Source organism: Nocardiopsis oceanisediminis (genome assembly GCF_048595525.1).
GTDB lineage: Bacteria > Actinomycetota > Actinomycetes > Streptosporangiales > Streptosporangiaceae > Nocardiopsis_A > Nocardiopsis_A oceanisediminis.
This window is the reverse complement of the sequence record NZ_JAFMZJ010000001.1, coordinates 2152653-2170106: the sequence shown is the minus strand read 5'-3', so window position 1 is coordinate 2170106 and position 17454 is coordinate 2152653. Positions and strand designations below refer to the sequence as shown.

The 17454-nt window shown below is 74.5% G+C and carries 14 protein-coding genes, 1 tRNA gene, 1 pseudogene and 1 riboswitch; of the genes and pseudogenes, 6 read left to right on the top strand and 10 right to left on the bottom strand.

The genetic code is table 11. From position 1 onward, the window contains the following. Positions 1–109: 109 nt before the first annotated feature. Positions 110–3877 (bottom strand): cobaltochelatase subunit CobN, encoded by a 3768-nt coding sequence (gene cobN, locus J0910_RS09765; protein WP_420158205.1) that lies wholly within the window; start codon positions 3875–3877, stop codon positions 110–112. Positions 3878–3941: 64 nt separating this feature from the next. Continuing rightward, positions 3942–4102: riboswitch (cobalamin riboswitch) on the bottom strand. 114 nt (positions 4103–4216) lie between these two features. Here cobN and J0910_RS09760 point away from each other — a divergent pair. Then, the gene (locus tag J0910_RS09760) at positions 4217–4735 is read left to right on the top strand and encodes a hypothetical protein (RefSeq protein WP_420158204.1); all 519 of its coding nucleotides are present in this window, start codon (positions 4217–4219) and stop codon (positions 4733–4735) included. 102 nt (positions 4736–4837) lie between these two features. On the opposite strand, the gene J0910_RS09755 is transcribed toward J0910_RS09760, so the two are convergent. From J0910_RS09755 to J0910_RS09745, 3 genes are all read right to left on the bottom strand, one after another. Next, complete coding sequence (locus tag J0910_RS09755) at positions 4838–5317, bottom strand: hypothetical protein (RefSeq protein WP_420158203.1); 480 nt, start codon at positions 5315–5317, stop codon at positions 4838–4840. A gap of 244 nt (positions 5318–5561) precedes the next feature. Next, on the bottom strand, positions 5562–7094 hold the full coding sequence (locus J0910_RS09750) for a cobyric acid synthase (protein WP_420158202.1): 1533 nt from the start codon (positions 7092–7094) through the stop codon (positions 5562–5564). Beyond that, positions 7091–8074 carry a cobalamin biosynthesis protein gene (locus J0910_RS09745; protein ID WP_420158201.1) on the bottom strand — a complete coding sequence of 328 codons (984 nt, stop codon included), beginning with the start codon at positions 8072–8074 and terminating at the stop codon, positions 7091–7093. Before J0910_RS09745 ends, J0910_RS09750 begins: the two co-directional genes overlap by 4 nt. Positions 8075–8166: 92 nt before the next feature. On the opposite strand from J0910_RS09745, the gene J0910_RS09740 reads away from it, so the two are divergent. Both J0910_RS09740 and J0910_RS09735 read left to right on the top strand, forming a co-directional pair. Beyond that, positions 8167–8307 carry a hypothetical protein gene (locus tag J0910_RS09740; RefSeq protein WP_420158200.1) on the top strand — a complete coding sequence of 47 codons (141 nt, stop codon included), beginning with the start codon at positions 8167–8169 and terminating at the stop codon, positions 8305–8307. Between the two features lie 328 nt (positions 8308–8635). Next, positions 8636–8711: transfer RNA gene (locus J0910_RS09735), tRNA-Arg, on the top strand. Positions 8712–8980: 269 nt separating this feature from the next. On the opposite strand, the pseudogene J0910_RS09730 reads toward J0910_RS09735, so the two are convergent. Then, a pseudogene (locus J0910_RS09730) lies at positions 8981–9799 on the bottom strand (site-specific integrase); the annotation flags it as partial. 131 nt (positions 9800–9930) lie between these two features. Between J0910_RS09730 and J0910_RS09725 the strand changes: the two are divergent. Next, positions 9931–11466 carry an acyltransferase family protein gene (locus J0910_RS09725; protein WP_474646589.1) on the top strand — a complete coding sequence of 512 codons (1536 nt, stop codon included), beginning with the start codon at positions 9931–9933 and terminating at the stop codon, positions 11464–11466. On the opposite strand, the gene J0910_RS09720 is transcribed toward J0910_RS09725, so the two are convergent. The 3 genes from J0910_RS09720 to J0910_RS09710 form a co-directional block, all read right to left on the bottom strand. Continuing rightward, positions 11467–11832, bottom strand: coding sequence for a hypothetical protein (locus J0910_RS09720; protein WP_420158199.1), 366 nt, complete (start codon positions 11830–11832; stop codon positions 11467–11469). 104 nt (positions 11833–11936) lie between these two features. After that, complete coding sequence (locus J0910_RS09715; protein ID WP_420158198.1) at positions 11937–13352, bottom strand: ATP-binding protein; 1416 nt, start codon at positions 13350–13352, stop codon at positions 11937–11939. Then, positions 13349–14023 carry a response regulator transcription factor gene (locus J0910_RS09710; RefSeq protein ID WP_420158197.1) on the bottom strand — a complete coding sequence of 225 codons (675 nt, stop codon included), beginning with the start codon at positions 14021–14023 and terminating at the stop codon, positions 13349–13351. The genes J0910_RS09715 and J0910_RS09710 overlap by 4 nt, the downstream gene beginning before the upstream one ends. Positions 14024–14135: 112 nt before the next feature. Between J0910_RS09710 and J0910_RS09705 the strand changes: the two genes are divergently transcribed. After that, positions 14136–14906 carry an SGNH/GDSL hydrolase family protein gene (locus J0910_RS09705; protein ID WP_420158196.1) on the top strand — a complete coding sequence of 257 codons (771 nt, stop codon included), beginning with the start codon at positions 14136–14138 and terminating at the stop codon, positions 14904–14906. Between the two features lie 339 nt (positions 14907–15245). Here J0910_RS09705 and J0910_RS09700 read toward each other — a convergent pair whose 3' ends face one another. Next, positions 15246–15677 (bottom strand): Hsp20/alpha crystallin family protein, encoded by a 432-nt coding sequence (locus tag J0910_RS09700; protein WP_420161933.1) that lies wholly within the window; start codon positions 15675–15677, stop codon positions 15246–15248. Positions 15678–15829: 152 nt separating this feature from the next. On the opposite strand from J0910_RS09700, the gene J0910_RS09695 reads away from it, so the two are divergent. Beyond that, positions 15830–16099, top strand: a complete 270-nt coding sequence (locus tag J0910_RS09695; protein WP_420158195.1) for a MerR family transcriptional regulator — start codon at positions 15830–15832, stop codon at positions 16097–16099. Positions 16100–16593: 494 nt separating this feature from the next. On the opposite strand, the gene J0910_RS09690 is transcribed toward J0910_RS09695, so the two are convergent. Continuing rightward, positions 16594–17451 (bottom strand): aldo/keto reductase, encoded by an 858-nt coding sequence (locus J0910_RS09690; protein ID WP_420158194.1) that lies wholly within the window; start codon positions 17449–17451, stop codon positions 16594–16596. Between the last annotated feature and the right edge of the window lie 3 nt (positions 17452–17454).

Genomic DNA, 17454 nt, shown 5'->3' with positions numbered 1-17454 from the left:
TGACCGGAGGCACAGCGAACCGGGGTGGCCGCATGCGGCCACCCCGGTTCACCCCAGGGTTCTTGCGCCTCCCGGATGCGATCGGCTACCCCGCCCGGCGGGGGGAGGGTCAGTCGTCGCCCTCCAGCTCCCCCTCCATCCGGAGGTAGGTCTCCCGGAGCCGCTCCAGCAGCTCCTCTTCCGGCTCCTCCCACAGCCCGCGCTCAGCGGCCTCCAGCAGCCGCTCGGAGATGCCGCGCAGCGCCCACGGGTTGGACTCCTCCAGGAAGTCCCGGTTCTCCGGGTCGAACACGTAGGTCTCGGCGAGCGTCCGGTACATCCAGTCGTCGACGACGCCGGCCGTCGCGTCGTAGCCGAAGAGGTAGTCCACCGTGGCGGCCAGCTCGAACGCGCCCTTGTAGCCGTGCCGGCGCATCGCCGCGATCCACCGCGGGTTGACCACCCTGGCCCGGAACACCCGGCGGGTCTCCTCGCCCAGGGTCCGCGTCTTGACCTGGTCCGGCACCGCGGAGTCGCCGATGTAGGCGGCCGGGGACCCCCCGGTCAGCCGGCGCACCATGGCGACCATCCCGCCGTGGTACTGGAAGTAGTCGTCGGAGTCGACGATGTCGTGCTCGCGGGTGTCCTGGTTCTTCGCCGCGACCGCGATCCGGCGGAACGACGCCTCCATGTCCGGGCGGCGCTCGGCTCCGTCCAGCCCCCGCCCGTAGGCGTAGCCGCCCCACACCGCGTAGACCTCGGCGAGATCGGCGTCGTCGCGCCAGTTCCGCGCGTCGATCAGCGGCAGCAGCCCCGCCCCGTAGGCGCCCGGCTTGGACCCGAAGATGCGGGTGGTGGCGCGCCGCCAGTCGCCGTGGCCGGCGTGGTCGGCGAGCGCGTGCGCCCGGCAGTAGTTGGACTCCTCCGGCTCTTCCAGCCCGGCCACCGCGCTGATCGCGTCGTCGATCAACCCGATGACGTGCGGGAAGGCGTCCCGGAAGAAACCGGAGACGCGCAGTGTGACGTCGATCCGCGGCCGGCCCAGCTCCTCCAGCGGGACGATCTCGAAACCGGTCACCCGCCGGGAGGCGTCGTCCCAGGTGGGCCTGGTCCCCAGCAGCGCCAGCACCTCGGCGATGTCGTCGCCCTGGGTGCGCATCGCCGCGGTGCCCCACACCGTGATCCCGACCGAGCGCGGGTAGGAGCCGGTGTCCGCCAGGTGCCGGGCGACCAGCGAGTCGGCCAGCGCCTGGCCCACGTCCCAGGAGTTGCGGGAGGGGATCGCCTTGGGGTCGACCGAGTAGAAGTTGCGGCCGGTCGGCAGCACGTTGACCAGGCCCCGGGTGGGCGATCCGGAGGGCCCGGCCGGGACGTGCCCGCCGTCCAGGGCGTGCAGCACCGCGTCGATCTCGGCGCCGGTGGCGGCCAGCCGCGGCACCACCTCCTCGGCCGCGAAGACCAGCACCCGGACCGCATCGGCGAAAGCGGCCCGCTCTTCGCCGCCTGCGGCCCCGCCGAGCACCCCGGCGGCCACCGGTTCGGCGCGCCCGGCCTCCCAGCCGGCCTCCTCCATCGCCTCCACCAGCCGGCGGGCCACCGCCTCCAGCAGGTCGACCGCGTCCGAGGCGGTGCGGGCCGGCCCGTCCTCCAGCGCGGCGAGCTCCTTGGGCACCTCGATCCGGGCGCCCGGGTCTGCCAGCAGCGCCTTCTCCTCCAGGCCGAAGCGGCGGGCCAGCGCCGCGCGGAGCCCGGGGAGCGCGCCCGCCGCGCCCGCCCACACCTGCGAGGCCCGCAGCACCGCGAGCACCAGGTTGACCCGGGCCTCCCCCTCCGGGGCCGCGCCCAGCACGTGCAGGCCGTCCCGGATCTGCACGTCCTTGATCTCGCACAGGTAGCCGTCGACGTGCATGACGAAGTCGTCGAACTCCTCCTCGCCCGGCATGTCCTCCTGGTGCAGGTCGTGGTGGAGCTCGGCGGTCTTGATCAGCGTCCAGATCTGCGCGCGCAGCGCCGGCGCCTTGTCCGGGTCCAGGTCGCTGACCAGGGCGTACTCGTCGAGGAGCTGCTCCAGCTTGGCGATGTCGCCGTAGGTGTCGGCGCGCGCCATCGGCGGCACCAGGTGGTCCACCACGGTGGCGTGCCCGCGCCGCTTGGCCTGGGTGCCCTCGCCCGGGTCGTTCACGATGAACGGGTAGACCAGCGGGAGGTTCCCCAGCACCGCGTCCGGGGCGTCCTCGGCCGCCATCCCCAGCCCCTTGCCGGGCAGCCACTCCAGGGTGCCGTGCTTGCCCAGGTGCACCACGGCGCCGGCGCCGAAGCCGCCCTGCTCGCGCGATCCCTCCAGCCACCGGTAGGCGGCCAGGTAGTGGTGCGAGGGCGGTAGGTCCGGGTCGTGGTAGATGGCGATCGGGTTCTCGCCGAAGCCCCGCGGCGGCTGGATCATCAGCACCAGGTTGCCGAAGCGGAGCGAGGCCAGCACGATCTCCGGGCGGCCGCGCGAGTCGTCGACGTACAGCTCGCCCGGCGGCTCGCCCCAGTGCTCCCGGATGGAGTCGCGCAGCCCGGCGGGGAGCGCCTCGAACCAGCGGGTGTAGTCCTCCAGCGGCACCCGGGCGCCGGCGGCGGAGAGCTGCTCCTCGGTGAGCCACTCCACGTCGTGCCCGCCGGCCGCGATCAGCGCGTGGATGAGCGGATCGCCGTCGTCCTCGCGGCGGTCCTCGCCGGGCCCGGGGCGGCGCCACAGCGCGTCGTCCGGGCCGAGGTCGTACCCGCGCTCGGCGAGCAGCCGGAACAGCCGGACCGCCGAGGCCGGGGTGTCCAGCCCGACGGCGTTGCCGACCCGGGAGTGCTTGGTGGGGTAGGAGGAGAGCACCACGCCCAGGCGGCGCTCGGCCGGCGGCACCGCGCGCAGCCGCGCGTGCCGGACCGCGATCCCGGCCACCCTGGCCGCCCGCTCCGGGTCGGCCCGGTAGACCGGAGCCGACCCCTCGGCCGGCTCCTTGAAGGAGAACGGGACGGTGATCAGCCGGCCGTCGAACTCCGGGATGGCCACCTGCATGCCGGCGTCCATCGGGGTGAGCGCCGCGTCGGAGGCCTGCCACTGCTCCCGGGTGGAGGTGAGCACCAGGCCCTGGACGATCGGCACGTCCAGCGCGGCGAGCGCGCCCGCGTCCCAGGCGTCCTCGTCGCCGCCTCCGCTGGCGTCGGCGGCGACCGCCCCGCCCGCGGCCAGCACCGTGGTGACCACCGCGTCGGCCCGGCCGAGCAGCTCGAACAGGCCGGGGGCGTTCTCCGCGTCCAGCCCGCGCAGCGAGCCGGAGAAGACCGGGAGCGGCTCTCCCCCGGCCTCCTCGATCGCGTCGCACAGCACGTCCACGAAGGAGGTGTTGCCGGACAGCTCGTGCGCCCGGTAGAAGACCACCGCCACCACCGGCCGCGCGCCTGCCGCCTGCGCGCCCTCCCGGCGCGGCCGCTCGTGCAGGCCGTACTCGGGCATCTTCTCCGGCGGGGCGAACCCGTCCCCGGTGAGCAGCACCGTGTCGGAGAGGAACCGGGCCAGCTGGCGCAGGTTCTCCACCCCGCCCTCGGCCAGGTAGGCGTGGGCCTCGGTGGCCACCCCGGCGGGGACCGTGGAGGCCGCGATCATCTCCGCGTCCACCGCGGCCTCACCGCCCAGGGCCACCAGCGGAACGCCGCCGGCCCGCAGCGCGGCCATGCCCTCCGGCCAGAACTCGGTTCCGCCGAGGAGCCGCACGACCGCGATGTCGACCCCCTCCAGCAGCGCGGGGACCTCGCCCGCAGGGGTCCGCGCCGGGTTCGCGGTGCGGTACCCGGCCTCGGCCGCCTGTGCGGCGAGGAGCTCGGTGTCCGCGGTGGACAGCAGCAGAATGGTGGCCACACTCGGTCCTTCGTGTCGTTCCGGGGTCCGCGCCCCGGTGCCGATCGGATGCTCGCGCGCCGCGAAGTCTCCTGGCTCGGGGCTCGCCGCGCCTCCCGGGCCTTCCCGCCGGCGGTGCCGGCAGTGGCGCGCTTCCGGGGGCGCTCCTCCCTCACAGTTGCGGGACAGCCACGGCTTCCAGGCCGGATCCGGCCAGGCCCCGCCATCCGGGGCACCGTGTTCCTTCGCGGCACGTACCGCCCCATCTTCGCAGAGGCCCTGTCCCGGCCCGCCTCCGGCCGCCGGAACGCCTTTCCCGAGCGGGTCCCATCAGGCCGAGCGCTTTGCGACAATCAGCGCATGACCCAGTACCCCCACCCCCCTTCCGGGGCCGGCGACCCCTATCAGCGGCCCCCAGGAACCGACCCTTACGGCCGACCGGTGTACGGGCCGCCCCCGCAGAGCTCGGGTGAGATCGTCCCCGTGCAGGCGGGCGGCTACGACGCGCCGATGGCCCCGGCCCCGGCCGGCGGGCCGACGCTCACCACCATCGGCGACATCGCCGTCACCCAGACCGAGGTGATCACCCCCGCCGGGCGGTTCCCGATCAAGGGGTCGGTATGGACCGTCACCGACATGTCCCGGGTGGAGAAGACCACCCCGGTCTGGGCCATCATCGTGGCGATCCTGGTCTTCTGGTGGACCTGCCTGCTCGGCCTGCTGTTCCTGCTGGTGAAGGAGGAGCGGGTCACCGGCTACATCCAGGTGACCGTGCAGGGCGGCGGAACGTACCACTCCACGATGGTCCCCGCCCTGGGCAGGGCCACCGGCGCCAACGTCGCCCAGCAGGTGAACTACGCCCGCTCGCTCGCCGCCTAGCCCGGCGCGGCCCCGGTACCGCCGCCGGGCCCCGCGGCCTCCCGGCGGGGCCGGCGGACCGGGCGCCGCCGGGAGAGCCTCGGCCCGGGGCGGCGGGAAGGCTCACCCCCCGTCCGGCCGGGGCTCGGCGGTATCCTGCGCCGCCGCGGTGAGCCGGTCCAGCACAACCTCCCGGACGAACGGGGCGAGCGCCCTGCCGTCCGCGGCCTCCTTCAGCGCGGCGAGCTCCTCGCCGGTGAACGCGACGCCGAGCGCGGCCCCGGACCCGGCCGCCGGCCGCAGCCCGAGCATCTTCCGGTGCAGCCGCTCCAGGGCCTCCGCGGGGATCGGGCCGTAGCAGGCCTCCAAGTGGATCAGCCAGTCGCGCATCTCGCTCCACCGGGCGCAGCGCCCGGCCAGTATGTACAGGTAGGCCTCGACGGAGCGGCCGCCCGCGGCGCGCTCCAGCTCGGCCCGGGTCATCGGGTCCAGGTCGAGCACGACCCGGTGCGGCGGCGCGCCCTCCGCCCCGGGGAAGGCGGCGGGGCCGTCGGTGCGGTCGTCGGTGCGGTCGGCGGTGCAGTCGGTTCCGGTGATGGTCACAGGGGGCCTCCGAAGATGGAAGGAGCAGGGGTGCTCCGGCCCTGCGGGCCGGATCCCGGCGGCGGCGTCCTTCTCGTCGGGGCCCCTGTCCGCGCTGCGCTCGGCCCTCTTCCCACCCGGTCCGCCACCGGTCGGGTACCACGCTAGGCCGCCGCGCGACGGAGCGCCACCGCCCGTCCACAGCCCGTCGTCCACAGCCCCGGCCCGGGGCGGCCCGGCGGCCGCCCTCCCGGCCCCCCGGGGGTCAGCGCCGGCGCGGCCCGCCCGGCGGGACCACCGGGAGGCCTGCGGGGGCGCCCCGCTCCAGCAGGCGCAGCACCGCACCGGTGTCCATGTGCTCGGCGACCAGGTCGCCCAGCGCGTCCAGGCGGGCGGCGCGGGCGGCCGCGAAGTCGGTGCCGGGGGCGGGGCGGAACGCGCTCCCCGCCGCGGCGGCGACGTCGGTGAGGAAGGCGCGGCGGAACCCGTCGTTCTCGAAGGCGCCGTGCCAGGTGGTGCCCCACACCGCTCCGCTCCGGCAGCCGTCCAGGAACGGCTCGGGCGCCGCCGCGTCGGACCAGTCGGTCTCCACCCGCCCGTGGTGGATCTCGTAGGCCCGGACGTCCTCCCCGTAGGCGGTGCCGCGCGGCCGGGCCAGGGTCTTCTCCGCCGCGAAGCGGACCGCCGCCGGCAGCAGGCCGAGCCCCGGCACGGTCCCGGCCCCCGATTCCACCTCGTCGGTGATGGTGCGGGCGAGCATCTGGAAGCCGCCGCAGATGCCCAGCACGGGGCGGCCCCGGCGGGCCCGGTCGGCGACCGCGGCGTCCAGCCCGCGCCCGCGCATCCAGTCCAGATCGGCCACGGTGGCCCGGCTGCCGGGCAGGATCACCAGGTCGGCGCCGTCCAGCTCGTGCGGGGCGGTGGCGAACCGCACGTCCACCCCCGGTTCGACGGTGAGCGCGTCGACGTCGGTGAAGTTGCTGATCCGCGGGGTGCGCACCACCGCCACCCGCAGGGCGGTCCCGGTGACCGGCGGCGCGGCGGGCCCCCGGTCCACGCTGAGCGCGAGCGAGTCCTCGACGTCCAGCCACAGGCCGTCCAGCCAGGGCAGCACCCCCAGCACCGGGCGGCCGGTGAGGTCGCGCAGCATGTCCAGGCCCGGTTCGAGCAGCTCCCGCGCGCCGCGGAACTTGTTCACCACGAATCCGGCGATCAGCGCCTGATCCGCCGGCTCCAGCAGGGCCAGGGTGCCGTGCATCGCCGCGAACACCCCGCCCCGGTCGATGTCGCCGACCAGCAGCACCGGCAGGTCCGCCGCGCGCGCCAGGCCCATGTTGGCGATGTCGCCGTCCCGCAGGTTGATCTCCGCCGGGCTGCCCGCGCCCTCGCAGACCACCGCGTCGTAGTCGGCGCGCAGTTCGGCCAGCGACTCCAGCGCCACCTCGCGCAGCCGCTCCTTGTAGTCCCGGTAGCTCAGCGCGTCGGCCTCGCCGATCGGGCGCCCGCGCACCACGACCTGGCTGCTCCGGTCGCCGCCGGGTTTGAGCAGCACCGGGTTCATCGCCGCGCACGGCTCCAGCCCGGCCGCGGCGGCCTGCATGGCCTGCGCCCGGCCGATCTCCGCGCCGTCCGGGGCGACCACCGAGTTGAGCGACATGTTCTGCGCCTTGAACGGCGCGACCTTCACCCCCTGCCGGGCCAGCCACCGGCACAGGCCCGCGGTGACCACGCTCTTGCCCGCGTCGGAGGTGGTGCCCGCGACGAGCAGCGCCGGGGCCGCGCCTCCCGCCCCGCTCACCGCCGCCCCCCTCCGCGGCGCGCACCGGGCGCCCGATCGGGGATCCCGGCCGCGGCGAGCGCGGCCAGGCCCGCCGAGGCGGCGTCCACGATGCCGGCCAGCCGGATCGCGCGGCGCAGGTCGGCGGGGCCGGGCGGCCGCCCGTCGCCCAGTTCGGGGCGGTGCTCGACCCGGTCGCCGTACCGGTTGGCGCCGCCCAGGCGCAGGTCCAGGGCGCCGGCGAAGGCCGCTTCGCAGTGGCCGGCGTTGGGGCTGGGGTGGCGGTGCCCGTACCGGGCGGTGACCGCCAGGGCGCGCCGGGTGTCCCCGCCGACCAGCGGGGCGGCGGCGCAGGCCAGCAGCGCGGTGAGCCGGGCGGGCGCCCACCCGGCGACGTCGTCCAGGCGCGCCGGAGCCGAGCCGAACCGCTCATAGCGCTCGGAGCGGTGGCCGACCATGGCGTCCAGGGTGTTGGCCGCACGGTGCCCGAGCAGCCCGGGCAGGCCCAGCAGGGCGCCCCACACGTGCCCGCCGACGGCCGCGTCCGAGGTGTTCTCCGCGACCGACTCGACTGCGGCGCGGGCGATCCCCTTGCCGTCCAGGGCGGAGGGGTCGCGCCCGCACAGCCCGGGCAGCCTGCGGCGGGCCTCGTCCAGGTCGCCCGCCTCCAGGGCGCCGGCGATCCTCCCGGCCTCCCTGCGCAGCATGGCCCCGCCGGAGACCGCCCAGGCGGCGGCGGCGGTGGCCGCGGTGCGCGCCCCCGGGCCCGGCGCCCGCTCGGCCAGCGCCCCCAGCGCGGCGGCGGAGCCCACCGCGGCGGCGGTGAACAGGGCGCCGCTCGCCCGCGACGGGCGGTACAGCGCCTGCTCCAGGCGGGCCGCCGCCGCCCCGAACAGCGCGACGGGGTGCCCCCGCCTCGGGTCGGGCACGACCCGGTCGAGCACGGCCCCGGTGATCAGCCCCGCGGCCCGCGCGCCGCCGTCCGGCCTCTGCTTCGTCACGGCACAACGGTAGCGCCCCCGCGCCCCGCTCCCCCGCACCATGATCAGGCCAAGCACGGGCAAAGGCGGTTTGCCCGGACACCCGGGGGAGCATGACCACCGCACGCGTCGCGCCCTCCCCGCCGTACGCACGGACCGGCCCGCCGTCCGCACGGATCAGGGAGGAGGAGCACATGGCTCTGCTGTCGGCCTTGGAGGCCCTCGCCGTGTCGGGCATCTGGTGGATCTTCTGATCCCCGGGCCCCGCCCGCCGGGCGCCGCCCCGCCCCCGACTCGGCGAAACGCCCCCGACCTGCACCCCGGCAAGGGTTAATCACGGGTAACGTGTGGTCCGACGCCGATACCCGTCGTTTTGGTGAAGCCCGAGCGCTAACGAGGCGCAACTACGATTGGCCGCAGTTGCTCTTGCTTTGCCCATCCTTGGGGCCCATCGCCCGAATACCGTAGGATGTCCCCCGCAAGACTGCGGGGACCCCGGCACCGCCCGGGCCGGAGGCCCTCCCATGGACTCCCTGCCGCCCCTGCGACGCAGACCCCCGCGGCAGGCCACAATTGAAACGCGCACCCGTAGCTCAGTGGATAGAGCACCGGACTTCTAATCCGATGGCCGCAGGTTCGAATCCTGCCGGGTGCACCAACAAAACCCCAGGTCAACCCCACCCCAACCACCGGGCAGGCCTGGGGTTCACCCCTTCCCGGCGCCCGATTCGCCCCCCTGCCGGCTCCGCGCTCGCTCCCCAGCACGCACCCGCCCCCGCACCACCCCGCACAAATCCGCTGCACCCCCGCCCCGGATGCCCCCGGCGCCCCTGAACCGCCCCACAAACCCGACACACCCCCGGCCCCGGACACACACCGGCAGCGCCCCCGGGGCCAGGTGTGGCCCCGGCGGCGCCGCCCGCCCCATCACCGCCCGGGCGCCCCCGGCGCGGCCCCGGCCCGCACCAGCGCCGCGGTGGCCTCAGCCGCCTCCCGCGCCACCTCCGGAAACACCGACTGGTAAGTGTCCTGGGTGAACCAGGTGCTGGAATGGCCCAGCTCGGCCGCAACCACCTTCACGTCCACCTGTGCGGCCAGGCTCAGCGACGCCGCCCCGTGGCGCAGCCCGTGCAGCGTGATCGGCGGCAGCCCCGCCTCCGCCGCGATCCGGCAGAACAGCCTGCCCACCCACCCCGGGTGCAGACCCGAGCCGTCGGCGTGGGTGAACACCCGCCCCGAATCCACCCACCCCCGCCCGGCGGCCAACCGCTCGGCCGCCTGGCGCTTGCGCCAGCCCCGCAGCAGCCGCACCGTCTCGGCGTCCAGCGTGATGGCCCGCCGCCCGGCCTCGCTCTTGGGTGCGGTGGTGACCGTCCTCCACCCCAGCTGCACCACCTGCGAGCAGATGTCGATCTGGGCCTCCTCCAGGCGCACGTGCTCCCACTGCAGGGCGACCGCCTCGCCCCGGCGCGGCCCCTTGAGCGCGATCAGGTGGAACAGCGGGTACAGCCGGTCTTGTGCGGCCCGCGCCAGAAACGCCGCCGTCTGCCCCGGGGTCCACACCATCACCGCCGAAGGCGCCTGGCCCTTCTCCCGGTAGCGCCGCACCCGCTCGCCACTCCACACCAGCGGGCGCAGCCGCGCACACGAGGCCAGCACAACATGGGAGGCCGCATTGACCTGCACCGGCAGGTCGGGGCGGGCCACCGCCGCCGACAACGCGCTACGCAGCGTGGCCCGCACCTGGGCCCACCCAGCAGGCGGCGCCTCACCTCCTCAACACCCGGCAGCTCCCGGCCGGGGTTCGCGCTGCTGCTGGAGCCCTTCCAGAGCGAGGGCTCATTCCCGCCTACCCCGAGGAGGTCTTCGCGGCCGCGGTGGACCCCGTCGCCTCCGGGGTCGGCGGCGAGGCCGCCCTGTTCGCCGAGTACGCCTGGACCGGCCGCACGATCGAGTACCACCGCAGGCGGATCCAGGAGCGCTACGGAACCCGGCCGGCCGCCGAGGACGGTGAGGACAAGCTCGCCGAGTGGCCGGCAGAGGAGGTGTGCCCGGTACAGGCCGACCGCGGCGAGCTCGCGGCCGTGAGCGCTCGGGCGGCGTCCCGGCCCTCCTCGGCGCCCTCCGCGATCACGACGGGATCGGGACACGGCGCGGACCCGTTCCCGACACGGGGCCGCGACGATCGGCCCATGACACCGGATCCCTCGGCCGCAACCGCCCGGCCCCCGGCCCGCAGCTCCCGCCTCCCGGCCCTGGACGGCTTGCGGGGCGTCGCCGTCATCGGCGTCCTGCTCTTCCACACCGGCAACCTGGACGGGGGGTTCCTCGGAGTCGACCTGTTCTTCGCCCTGTCCGGCTACCTCATCACCGGTCTGCTGCTAAAGGAGGTCAAGACGGCCGGCCGGGTGTCCCTGGTGTCCTTCTGGGGCCGCCGCCTGCGGCGGTTGCTGCCCGCGCTGGTGGTCGTGCTCGTCTGCGTCACCCTCGCGGTCCGGGCCGTGGGCCCGCCGCAGCTGGTGCGGACCACTCTCGCGGACGGCCCATGGGTCCAGCTGAACCTGCTCAACTGGCACCTGCTCGCCGAGTCGGCCGGCTACTGGAACCGGTTCGGCTCGGAGCGGGTGTTCGAGCACCTGTGGAGCATCGCGGTCGAGGAGCAGTTCTACCTGGTCTGGCCGCTGCTGGTGGCCCTGGTCGCCCTGGGCGGCAAACGGGTCGGCGACCGCGTCGCGCTGCTGGCCGCCGTGGTCTCCCTGGCTTCGCTGGTGTGGATGGCCGTCCTCGTCGACCCGGCTGACCCGACCCGCGTCTACACCGGTACTGACACACGGGCCTTCTCCCTGCTGCTGGGCGCGCTGGTGGCCACAGCCCGCGTCCACGACCTGCTGGAGCGCACGGTCGAGCGCGCGCCGCGGGCCGTGTCGGGCGCGGCCGCGGCCGCAGCGGCCGCGGTCGGCGCGCTGTGGCTGCTCGCCGACGGGACGACCTCGCTGTGGTTGTACCGGGGCGGTCTGTTCGCACATGCGCTGGCCTGCGCCCTGCTCATCGGCTTGTGCACGCAGGCGCCCAGGGGGCCGGTGCCGCGGATTCTGTCCTGGGCGCCTCTGCGCTGGACGGGCACGATCTCCTACAGCCTCTACCTGTGGCACTGGCCGGTCATCGTGCTGTTGTCCCCCGAGGCGACCGGCCTGTCCGGCTGGTGGTGGACGGCCCTGGTGTGCGCCGTCTCCACCTGCCTGGCCGTGCTCTCGACCCACCTGGTGGAGAACCCTGTCCGGTTCCGTGCGTCCTGGGCCTCGGGCGGCCGCGGCGCGCTCGCGTTCGCGGCGGTCATGGCGGCCCTGGCCCTGGTGTGGGTCGCCGTGCCCGCCCCGGCGCCGCCGGCCGTCGACGTCACCGCGCTGGACTGATCAGCCGATCAGCGGGCAGGTCCGCAGCTCCTCCGACTCCGGGGTCGGCTGGACGAAGCGGACCCGCACCCGGGTGTCGGTCGCCCCGCCGGACTGCACGTGCACTCCCAGGGCGGTGCACACGATCTGGTCGATCCCCGCAGAGGTGACGTCCCCGATCTCCAACGGGGTGGCCAGGTCGACCAGGCCCGGCTTCACGGTCACCACCATACGCTCCACGGCGCCTTCGGCGATTCCCGTGCGCAGGTCAGAGTCGCCCGGCCCCGTCAGCAGCAGGGTCATCGCCTCGGAGATCGAGCCCAGGCGGCCGGTGTCGCGCCGCTGCGGGAGAAGTTCCCCCCGGTCGTCCAGGAAGTACAGCGTCACTCCCGGTGCCACGCCCGTGGGCGCCGGGCCGCCGTCGAACACCTCCGAGGGGCCTACCCCGCACCCTGTGAGAAGGACGGCCACCATCGTCGCGCAGATCCGTCTCACCGTTCCTCTGTCCTCCTTGGCAGAACCAGGTCGAACCGCGCCCCCGACCCCGTGTCGGCCGCGGTGAGGTCGCCCCCGTGCAAGCGGGCGTTCTCCCGGGCGATCGCCAGGCCCAACCCGCTTCCGGGGGTGCGCGTGCGGGCGGCATCGGCCTTGTAGAAGCGGTCGAACACCAAGGGCAGCACGTCCTCGCCCAGCCCGGGTCCGGAGTCGGTCACGATGATGTGCACCTCCTCTGCCAGGGCGCGCACGCGCACCCGCACCGGCGCGGCCCCGTGGCGCAGCGCGTTGCCCACCAGGTTGGCCACGACCACGTCCAGCCTGCGGCGGTCCACGCGGGCCGGGACGCGGTCGGGCGCCTGCACCTGCACCTGATCCGACCAGCCGCGCAGGCGCAGGGAGTCGCGGACGGCGGCGGACACGTCCACCTCTTCGGTGCGCAGCACCGCGGTGCCGGCGTCGAAGCGCGACACCTCCATGAGGTCCTCCACCAGCCGGATCAGCCGGTGCGTCTCGCTGATCGCCATCCTCACGGACTCGCGGGCGTCGGCCTCCATGCCGCCGGTCGCGTCCTCCAGCACCTCCACCGCCGCAGCGAGCGTGCTGAGGGGGGTGCGCAGCTCGTGGGAGACGTCGGCGGCGAACCTGCGGGCGTCGGCCTGCATGCGCTCCATCGCCGCCATGGACTCCTGGAGCGAGGCCGCCATGTCGTTGAAGGCCCCGGCCAGCTCGGCCAGCTCGTCGACCCCCTGGGGCTCCGACCGCGCGTCGAGGTCGCCGGAGGCCAGCCGCCCCGCCGTGTCGCGCAGGTCGCGCACGGGGCGCAGCACACCGCGCGCGGCCAGCAGGGTCAAGAGCGCCGCGAGGGGCAGCGCCGCCACCGCGGTGGCCGTCGCGGTCAGGGTGATGCCCTCGACATCCCGCTCGACGTCGGCGAGGTCGCGCAGGGTGTAGACCTCGATCCCCGACGGGGCGCGGTCCCCATCGGGGGTGGTGGTCATCACGGGGGTGCCCACCAGGAGCCATGACCTGTCCTCCAGGGTGACGCGCTGGGCCGCCAGGCGGCGCTCGCGGCGCACGGTGGTGCGCAGCTCGCCGGTGACCAGGGAGGTGTCGAACCCATCGGAGGAGACCAGGTCCCCGAAGGTGACCACGGTGTCCCCGCCCACCGCCCGGCGCAGCCCGTCGAGCGACTCCTGGTCGGGCGGGTAGGGCAGCTGAGGCGCGGCCTCCGCGATCCGCACCGCGACCCCCTCGGTGATCCGCTCCTGGTGGGAGGAGACCAGCGCCGCGCTGGCCGCGCCCGCGCCCGACCACGCCGCCGCCCCGGCCGCCACCACCGTCACCAGGGTGAACACGGCCAGCAGGCGGGAGCGCAGCCCGCGCGGGCCCGGCCACCGCCGCAGTCTCATACGGGCCCCAACCGGTAGCCGAACCCTCGCACGGTCTGCACGTACCTCGGGGCGGCGGGGGAGGGCTCGATCTTGGCCCGCAGCCGCTGCACGCAGTTGTCCACCAGCCGGGAGTCGCCCAGGTAGTCGTGCTCCCACACCTCCTCCAGAAGCTGCTGGCGGTCGAACACCCGGCCCGGCGACCGGGACAGGGTCAGCAGCAGGCGCAGCTCGGTGGGCGTCAGCGCTACCGGTGCCCCCTCCAAGGTGACCACCAGCGCCGCGGTGTCGATCCGCAGGCCGCCGTGGACACGCACCCCCTCGCCGTCCCCGACGCTGCGGCGCAGCACCGCACGGATCCGGGCGTCGAGCACGGTGGGCTGCACCGGCTTGACGACGTAGTCGTCCGCGCCCGCCTCAAGCCCGCCGACCACGTCGAAGTCGTCGCCGAGCGCGGTCAGGACGATCACCGGGGTCTCGCCCTCGGCGCGGATGCGGCGACACACCTCGAACCCGCTCACACCCGGCAGCATCACGTCGAGCACGACCAGGTCCGGGGCGCGGTCGCGGTAGAGGCGCAGGCCCTCCTCACCGGTGTCCGCCGTGCGGACGGCGTGCCCGTGTCGGGACAGGGCGAGTTCGAGGCCGCGCCGCACCATGGGGTCGTCTTCGATCAGGAGGAGTCGTGCCACCAGGCCAGTATCGGACACACCGGGGCGTTCGGGCGGAGACCGGGCCGGTTCGCGACACGACTGCGACACGGCGGTGGAGCCCCCCGGACACCGCTCCGCGACCGTGGGGCCCATGAACAACGCACTGCGCGCCCTCACCGGCGCACTCCCGCTGATCCTGCTGGCCGCCGCGTGCTCGGGCTCCCCCGAGGAGTCCGCCGGCTCGTCGGCCGCCGAATCCGCGGCCGAGCCCTCCGGCACGTCCCTGTCCGAGGTCCTCCTGCTCGGCGACTCCGTCGCCGTGGGCCAGTCCCTGCCGCTGGCCTCCGCACTGGAGGAGGCGGGAGTCGGCTTCACGCCGCTCGCGTCCGAGGGCGGGGGCAACGTCGTGGGCCCCTTCTCCGAGGAGAACTGGAAGTCGCTGCCCGGCGAGATCGGCTCCGCCTCACCCGACGTGGTGGTCTACCAGATCACCACCTACGACTGGGGGACGCGGGAGGAGCAGGCGGAGGGGTACGGCAGGCTTCTGGAGACCGTGGCCGGGGAAGGGGCCGACCTGGTGTTCGTCACCTCGCCGCCGATCCGCCCCGACGACTTCTACGAGCCGCACATGGGCGACCTCGAACGCGCCCCCGAGGTCGCGCGCGAGGTCGCGGAGGGCTCCTCGGGCAAGGCCACGGTGCTCGACGCCGCCGAGGTGTGGGGCCAGGAGTACCTCCAGGAGAGGGAGGGAACGCCCGACCGCAACCCCGACGGCATCCACACCTGCCCCCAGGGCGCGGCCCGCTTCACCGATTGGCTGCTCGACGAGCTGGCGGAGCTCTACCCCGGCTTCACCGCGCCGGCGCCCGAGGCCTGGGCCGGCGGCGACTGGGCGGCGGACGAGCACTTCGCCGCCTGCTGACCGATGCGAGGCGGGACCCTGTCCCCCCGGGCCCCCTCCTCCCCCGGCCTTTCCCCGAGTCGAGGCCAGCCGGGACCGCTTCGCCGGCGGGCCATCTGCCCGACCGCGGCCCAGCGCGCCGTCTCCTCCGCCGGCGGCGACACCGTCCGCGAGGTCATCCACGCCTTCAACACCCAGGACCGAGCCGCCCGGCCCCGACCGCGATGCCGGACTCGACCGCATCGAGCACGTCATGGAGCATTTCGCCGACCGAGCATCCGCCCCGCCGCCGGGGCGGGCCTCCAGCCGTGCTGCGGGGGCGGCCCCCGGGCCGCCCCCGCAGCGCTCACCCGTGGGCGGTCAGGCGTTGATCCGGCGGGGCCGGTCCCCGGTCTCGCTGATGCTGATCTTGCGGGGCTTGGCCTGCTCGGCCACGGGGATGCGCAACGTGAGCACACCGTCGGCGTAATCGGCCGTGATGTGGTCGGTGTCCAGGGTCTCGCCCAAGAACAGCTGGCGGGAGAAGGACCCGTAGGGGCGCTCGGTCACGACCGTCTCACGCTCCTGGGAAGTGCTCAGCCCGGGGCGCTCGGCCTTGACCGTCAGAACGTTGCGCTCGACTTCCAGATCGATGCTCTCAGCACGCACTCCGGGCAGGTCGAAGCTGACCACGAAGGTGTCGTTCTCCCGGTAGGCGTCCATCGGCATCGTGGCCGGCCGCGCGGTGTCGTTGAACAGCCGCTGGGTCAGCCGGTCGAAGTCGCGGAACGGATCGGTGCGCATCAGCATCATGGTCACCTCCAGTTGCAGCTCAGCTAACCTGATGCGCTTACGCTCAAGTTTATTACCACAGTCGGTGGAGCATAAACAAGCCGACTGAACGAGCTTTCCTCCCGCTCTAGGAGGAGGTTGCACGCGTTGCACTGACCCGGAAGGCGGCTTCCGTGAACACCCCGCGCCCTGAGCCCGATCGGGCCCTCTACGCCATCTCCGTGGCCGCCGAGCTGGTCGGCCTCACCCCGGCCGCCCTGCGGCTGTACGAGGACAAGGGTCTGCTCGCCCCCCAGCGCTCCGCGGGGGGCGCCCGCCGCTACAGCGACAACGACATCGCCCGCCTGCGCCGCATTGCCGAGCTGGCCGACCAGGGCATCAACCTCGCCGGCATCCGCCACATACTCGACCTCCACGACCGCGTCCCGCCCGAGGAGGCCTGAGGGCTCGCCGGGCCTGTTCTTCGGTGAGCGCCTCTTCTCCGTGCCGGGCTGAGGGAGTCGCTCCTCGAACAGGCCGGTCGGGAGTGCGCACGCGATCTCGGGCGCGAGGTCGCCTGGACTGGGCGGTACGAAGCGGTGGTCCGCGACGAGATGGTCGGCGAGCGATGACGGGAAGGCCCCCGTCACCGCGTCGCCGACCTGCCGGTCGCCGGCGTCCTCCCTGACCGCCGCGGCCTTTCCGGCGTACTCGAACCCGGCGATGCACTCCTTGCCGCGCCCTCCGGCGGGATCGGCTTCGTCGAGCATGGGGATGTCGGCGTTGTCGGTCGCCGAGGCGTGGTCGCGGATCAGTACCCGACCCGGACCGGGCCGGGGGATCGGCACCTCGGCCTGGGCCCGCTCGGGTCCGCGGCCGCCCCACGAGGGCGGGCGCGCATGTTCTCAGTCATCGGTGGTCTCCGCCGGCCGTGGGCGTGCTGTGTGCGCAGCGGTTGCTACTTGCCGCTGTAGACGGGGAAATCGCTGTGCTCGCCGTAGTCCTGCATGCGCATGTCCCGCAGGATGTCCATGTCCTCGTCGGAGATGGCGAAGTCGACCTGGGCGTTGCCGCGCATGTGCTCGGGGTTCGCGGTCTTGGGCAGCGGCACGGTGCCGAGCTGCAGGGTGTAGCGGATGCACAGCTGCGGGACGGTCACACCGTAGTCGTCGGCCATCGCCGCGACGGCCGCGTTCTTGAGCATCTGCCCGTGGGCGATCGGTGAGTACGCCTCCACGAGGATGCCGTTGCTCCGGCAGAAGGCGATGAGCTCGGAGGGGGTGTTGCCGACGTGGGCGAGCAGCTGGTTCACCTGCGGTGCGATGGTGCAGGAGCCGAGGATGTCCTCCAGGTCGGACCGCAGGAAGTTGGACACCCCGATGGAGCGGAGCCTGCCGGCCTTGTGGGCGTCCTCCAGGGCACGCCAGGCCTGGCGGTTGCCTTCGGCGTAGTCGCCGCCGCGGAAGTCGTCCCAGGGCTGGGGGCTGTGGATGAGCATCAGATCGATGTGGTCCAGCCCCAGCGCCGCCAGCGATCCGTCGATCGCGGCGGCCGCTTGGTCGTAGTCCTTGATCTCCGCGGCCAGCTTCGTGGACACGAACAGGTCTTCGCGGGCCGCGCCCGCGGTGCGGACGCCCTCGCCGACGCCTCGCTCGTTGCCGTAGGCCTGCGCGGTGTCGATGTTGCGGTACCCGATCCCGACGGCGTCGCGGACCGCCTGCGCCGCCTGGTCGTCGTCGATGAACCACGTGCCCAGCCCCAGTCTGGGAATGGTCACGCCGTGGGACAGGGTGTAGTCCTCGTCCAGGATCGCCATGCG

Bases quoted from the DNA above. Each gene is read 5' to 3' on its own strand.
- J0910_RS09740 (WP_420158200.1), top strand. From the start codon at position 8,167: ATGACCACCGCACGCGTCGCGCCCTCCCCGCCGTACGCACGGACCGGC.
- J0910_RS09705 (WP_420158196.1), top strand. From the start codon at position 14,136: ATGAACAACGCACTGCGCGCCCTCACCGGCGCACTCCCGCTGATCCTG.
- J0910_RS09700 (WP_420161933.1), bottom strand. From the start codon at position 15,677: ATGATGCTGATGCGCACCGATCCGTTCCGCGACTTCGACCGGCTGACC.
- J0910_RS09715 (WP_420158198.1), bottom strand. From the start codon at position 13,352: ATGAGACTGCGGCGGTGGCCGGGCCCGCGCGGGCTGCGCTCCCGCCTG.
- J0910_RS09690 (WP_420158194.1), bottom strand. From the start codon at position 17,451: ATGGCGATCCTGGACGAGGACTACACCCTGTCCCACGGCGTGACCATT.
- J0910_RS09760 (WP_420158204.1), top strand. From the start codon at position 4,217: ATGACCCAGTACCCCCACCCCCCTTCCGGGGCCGGCGACCCCTATCAG.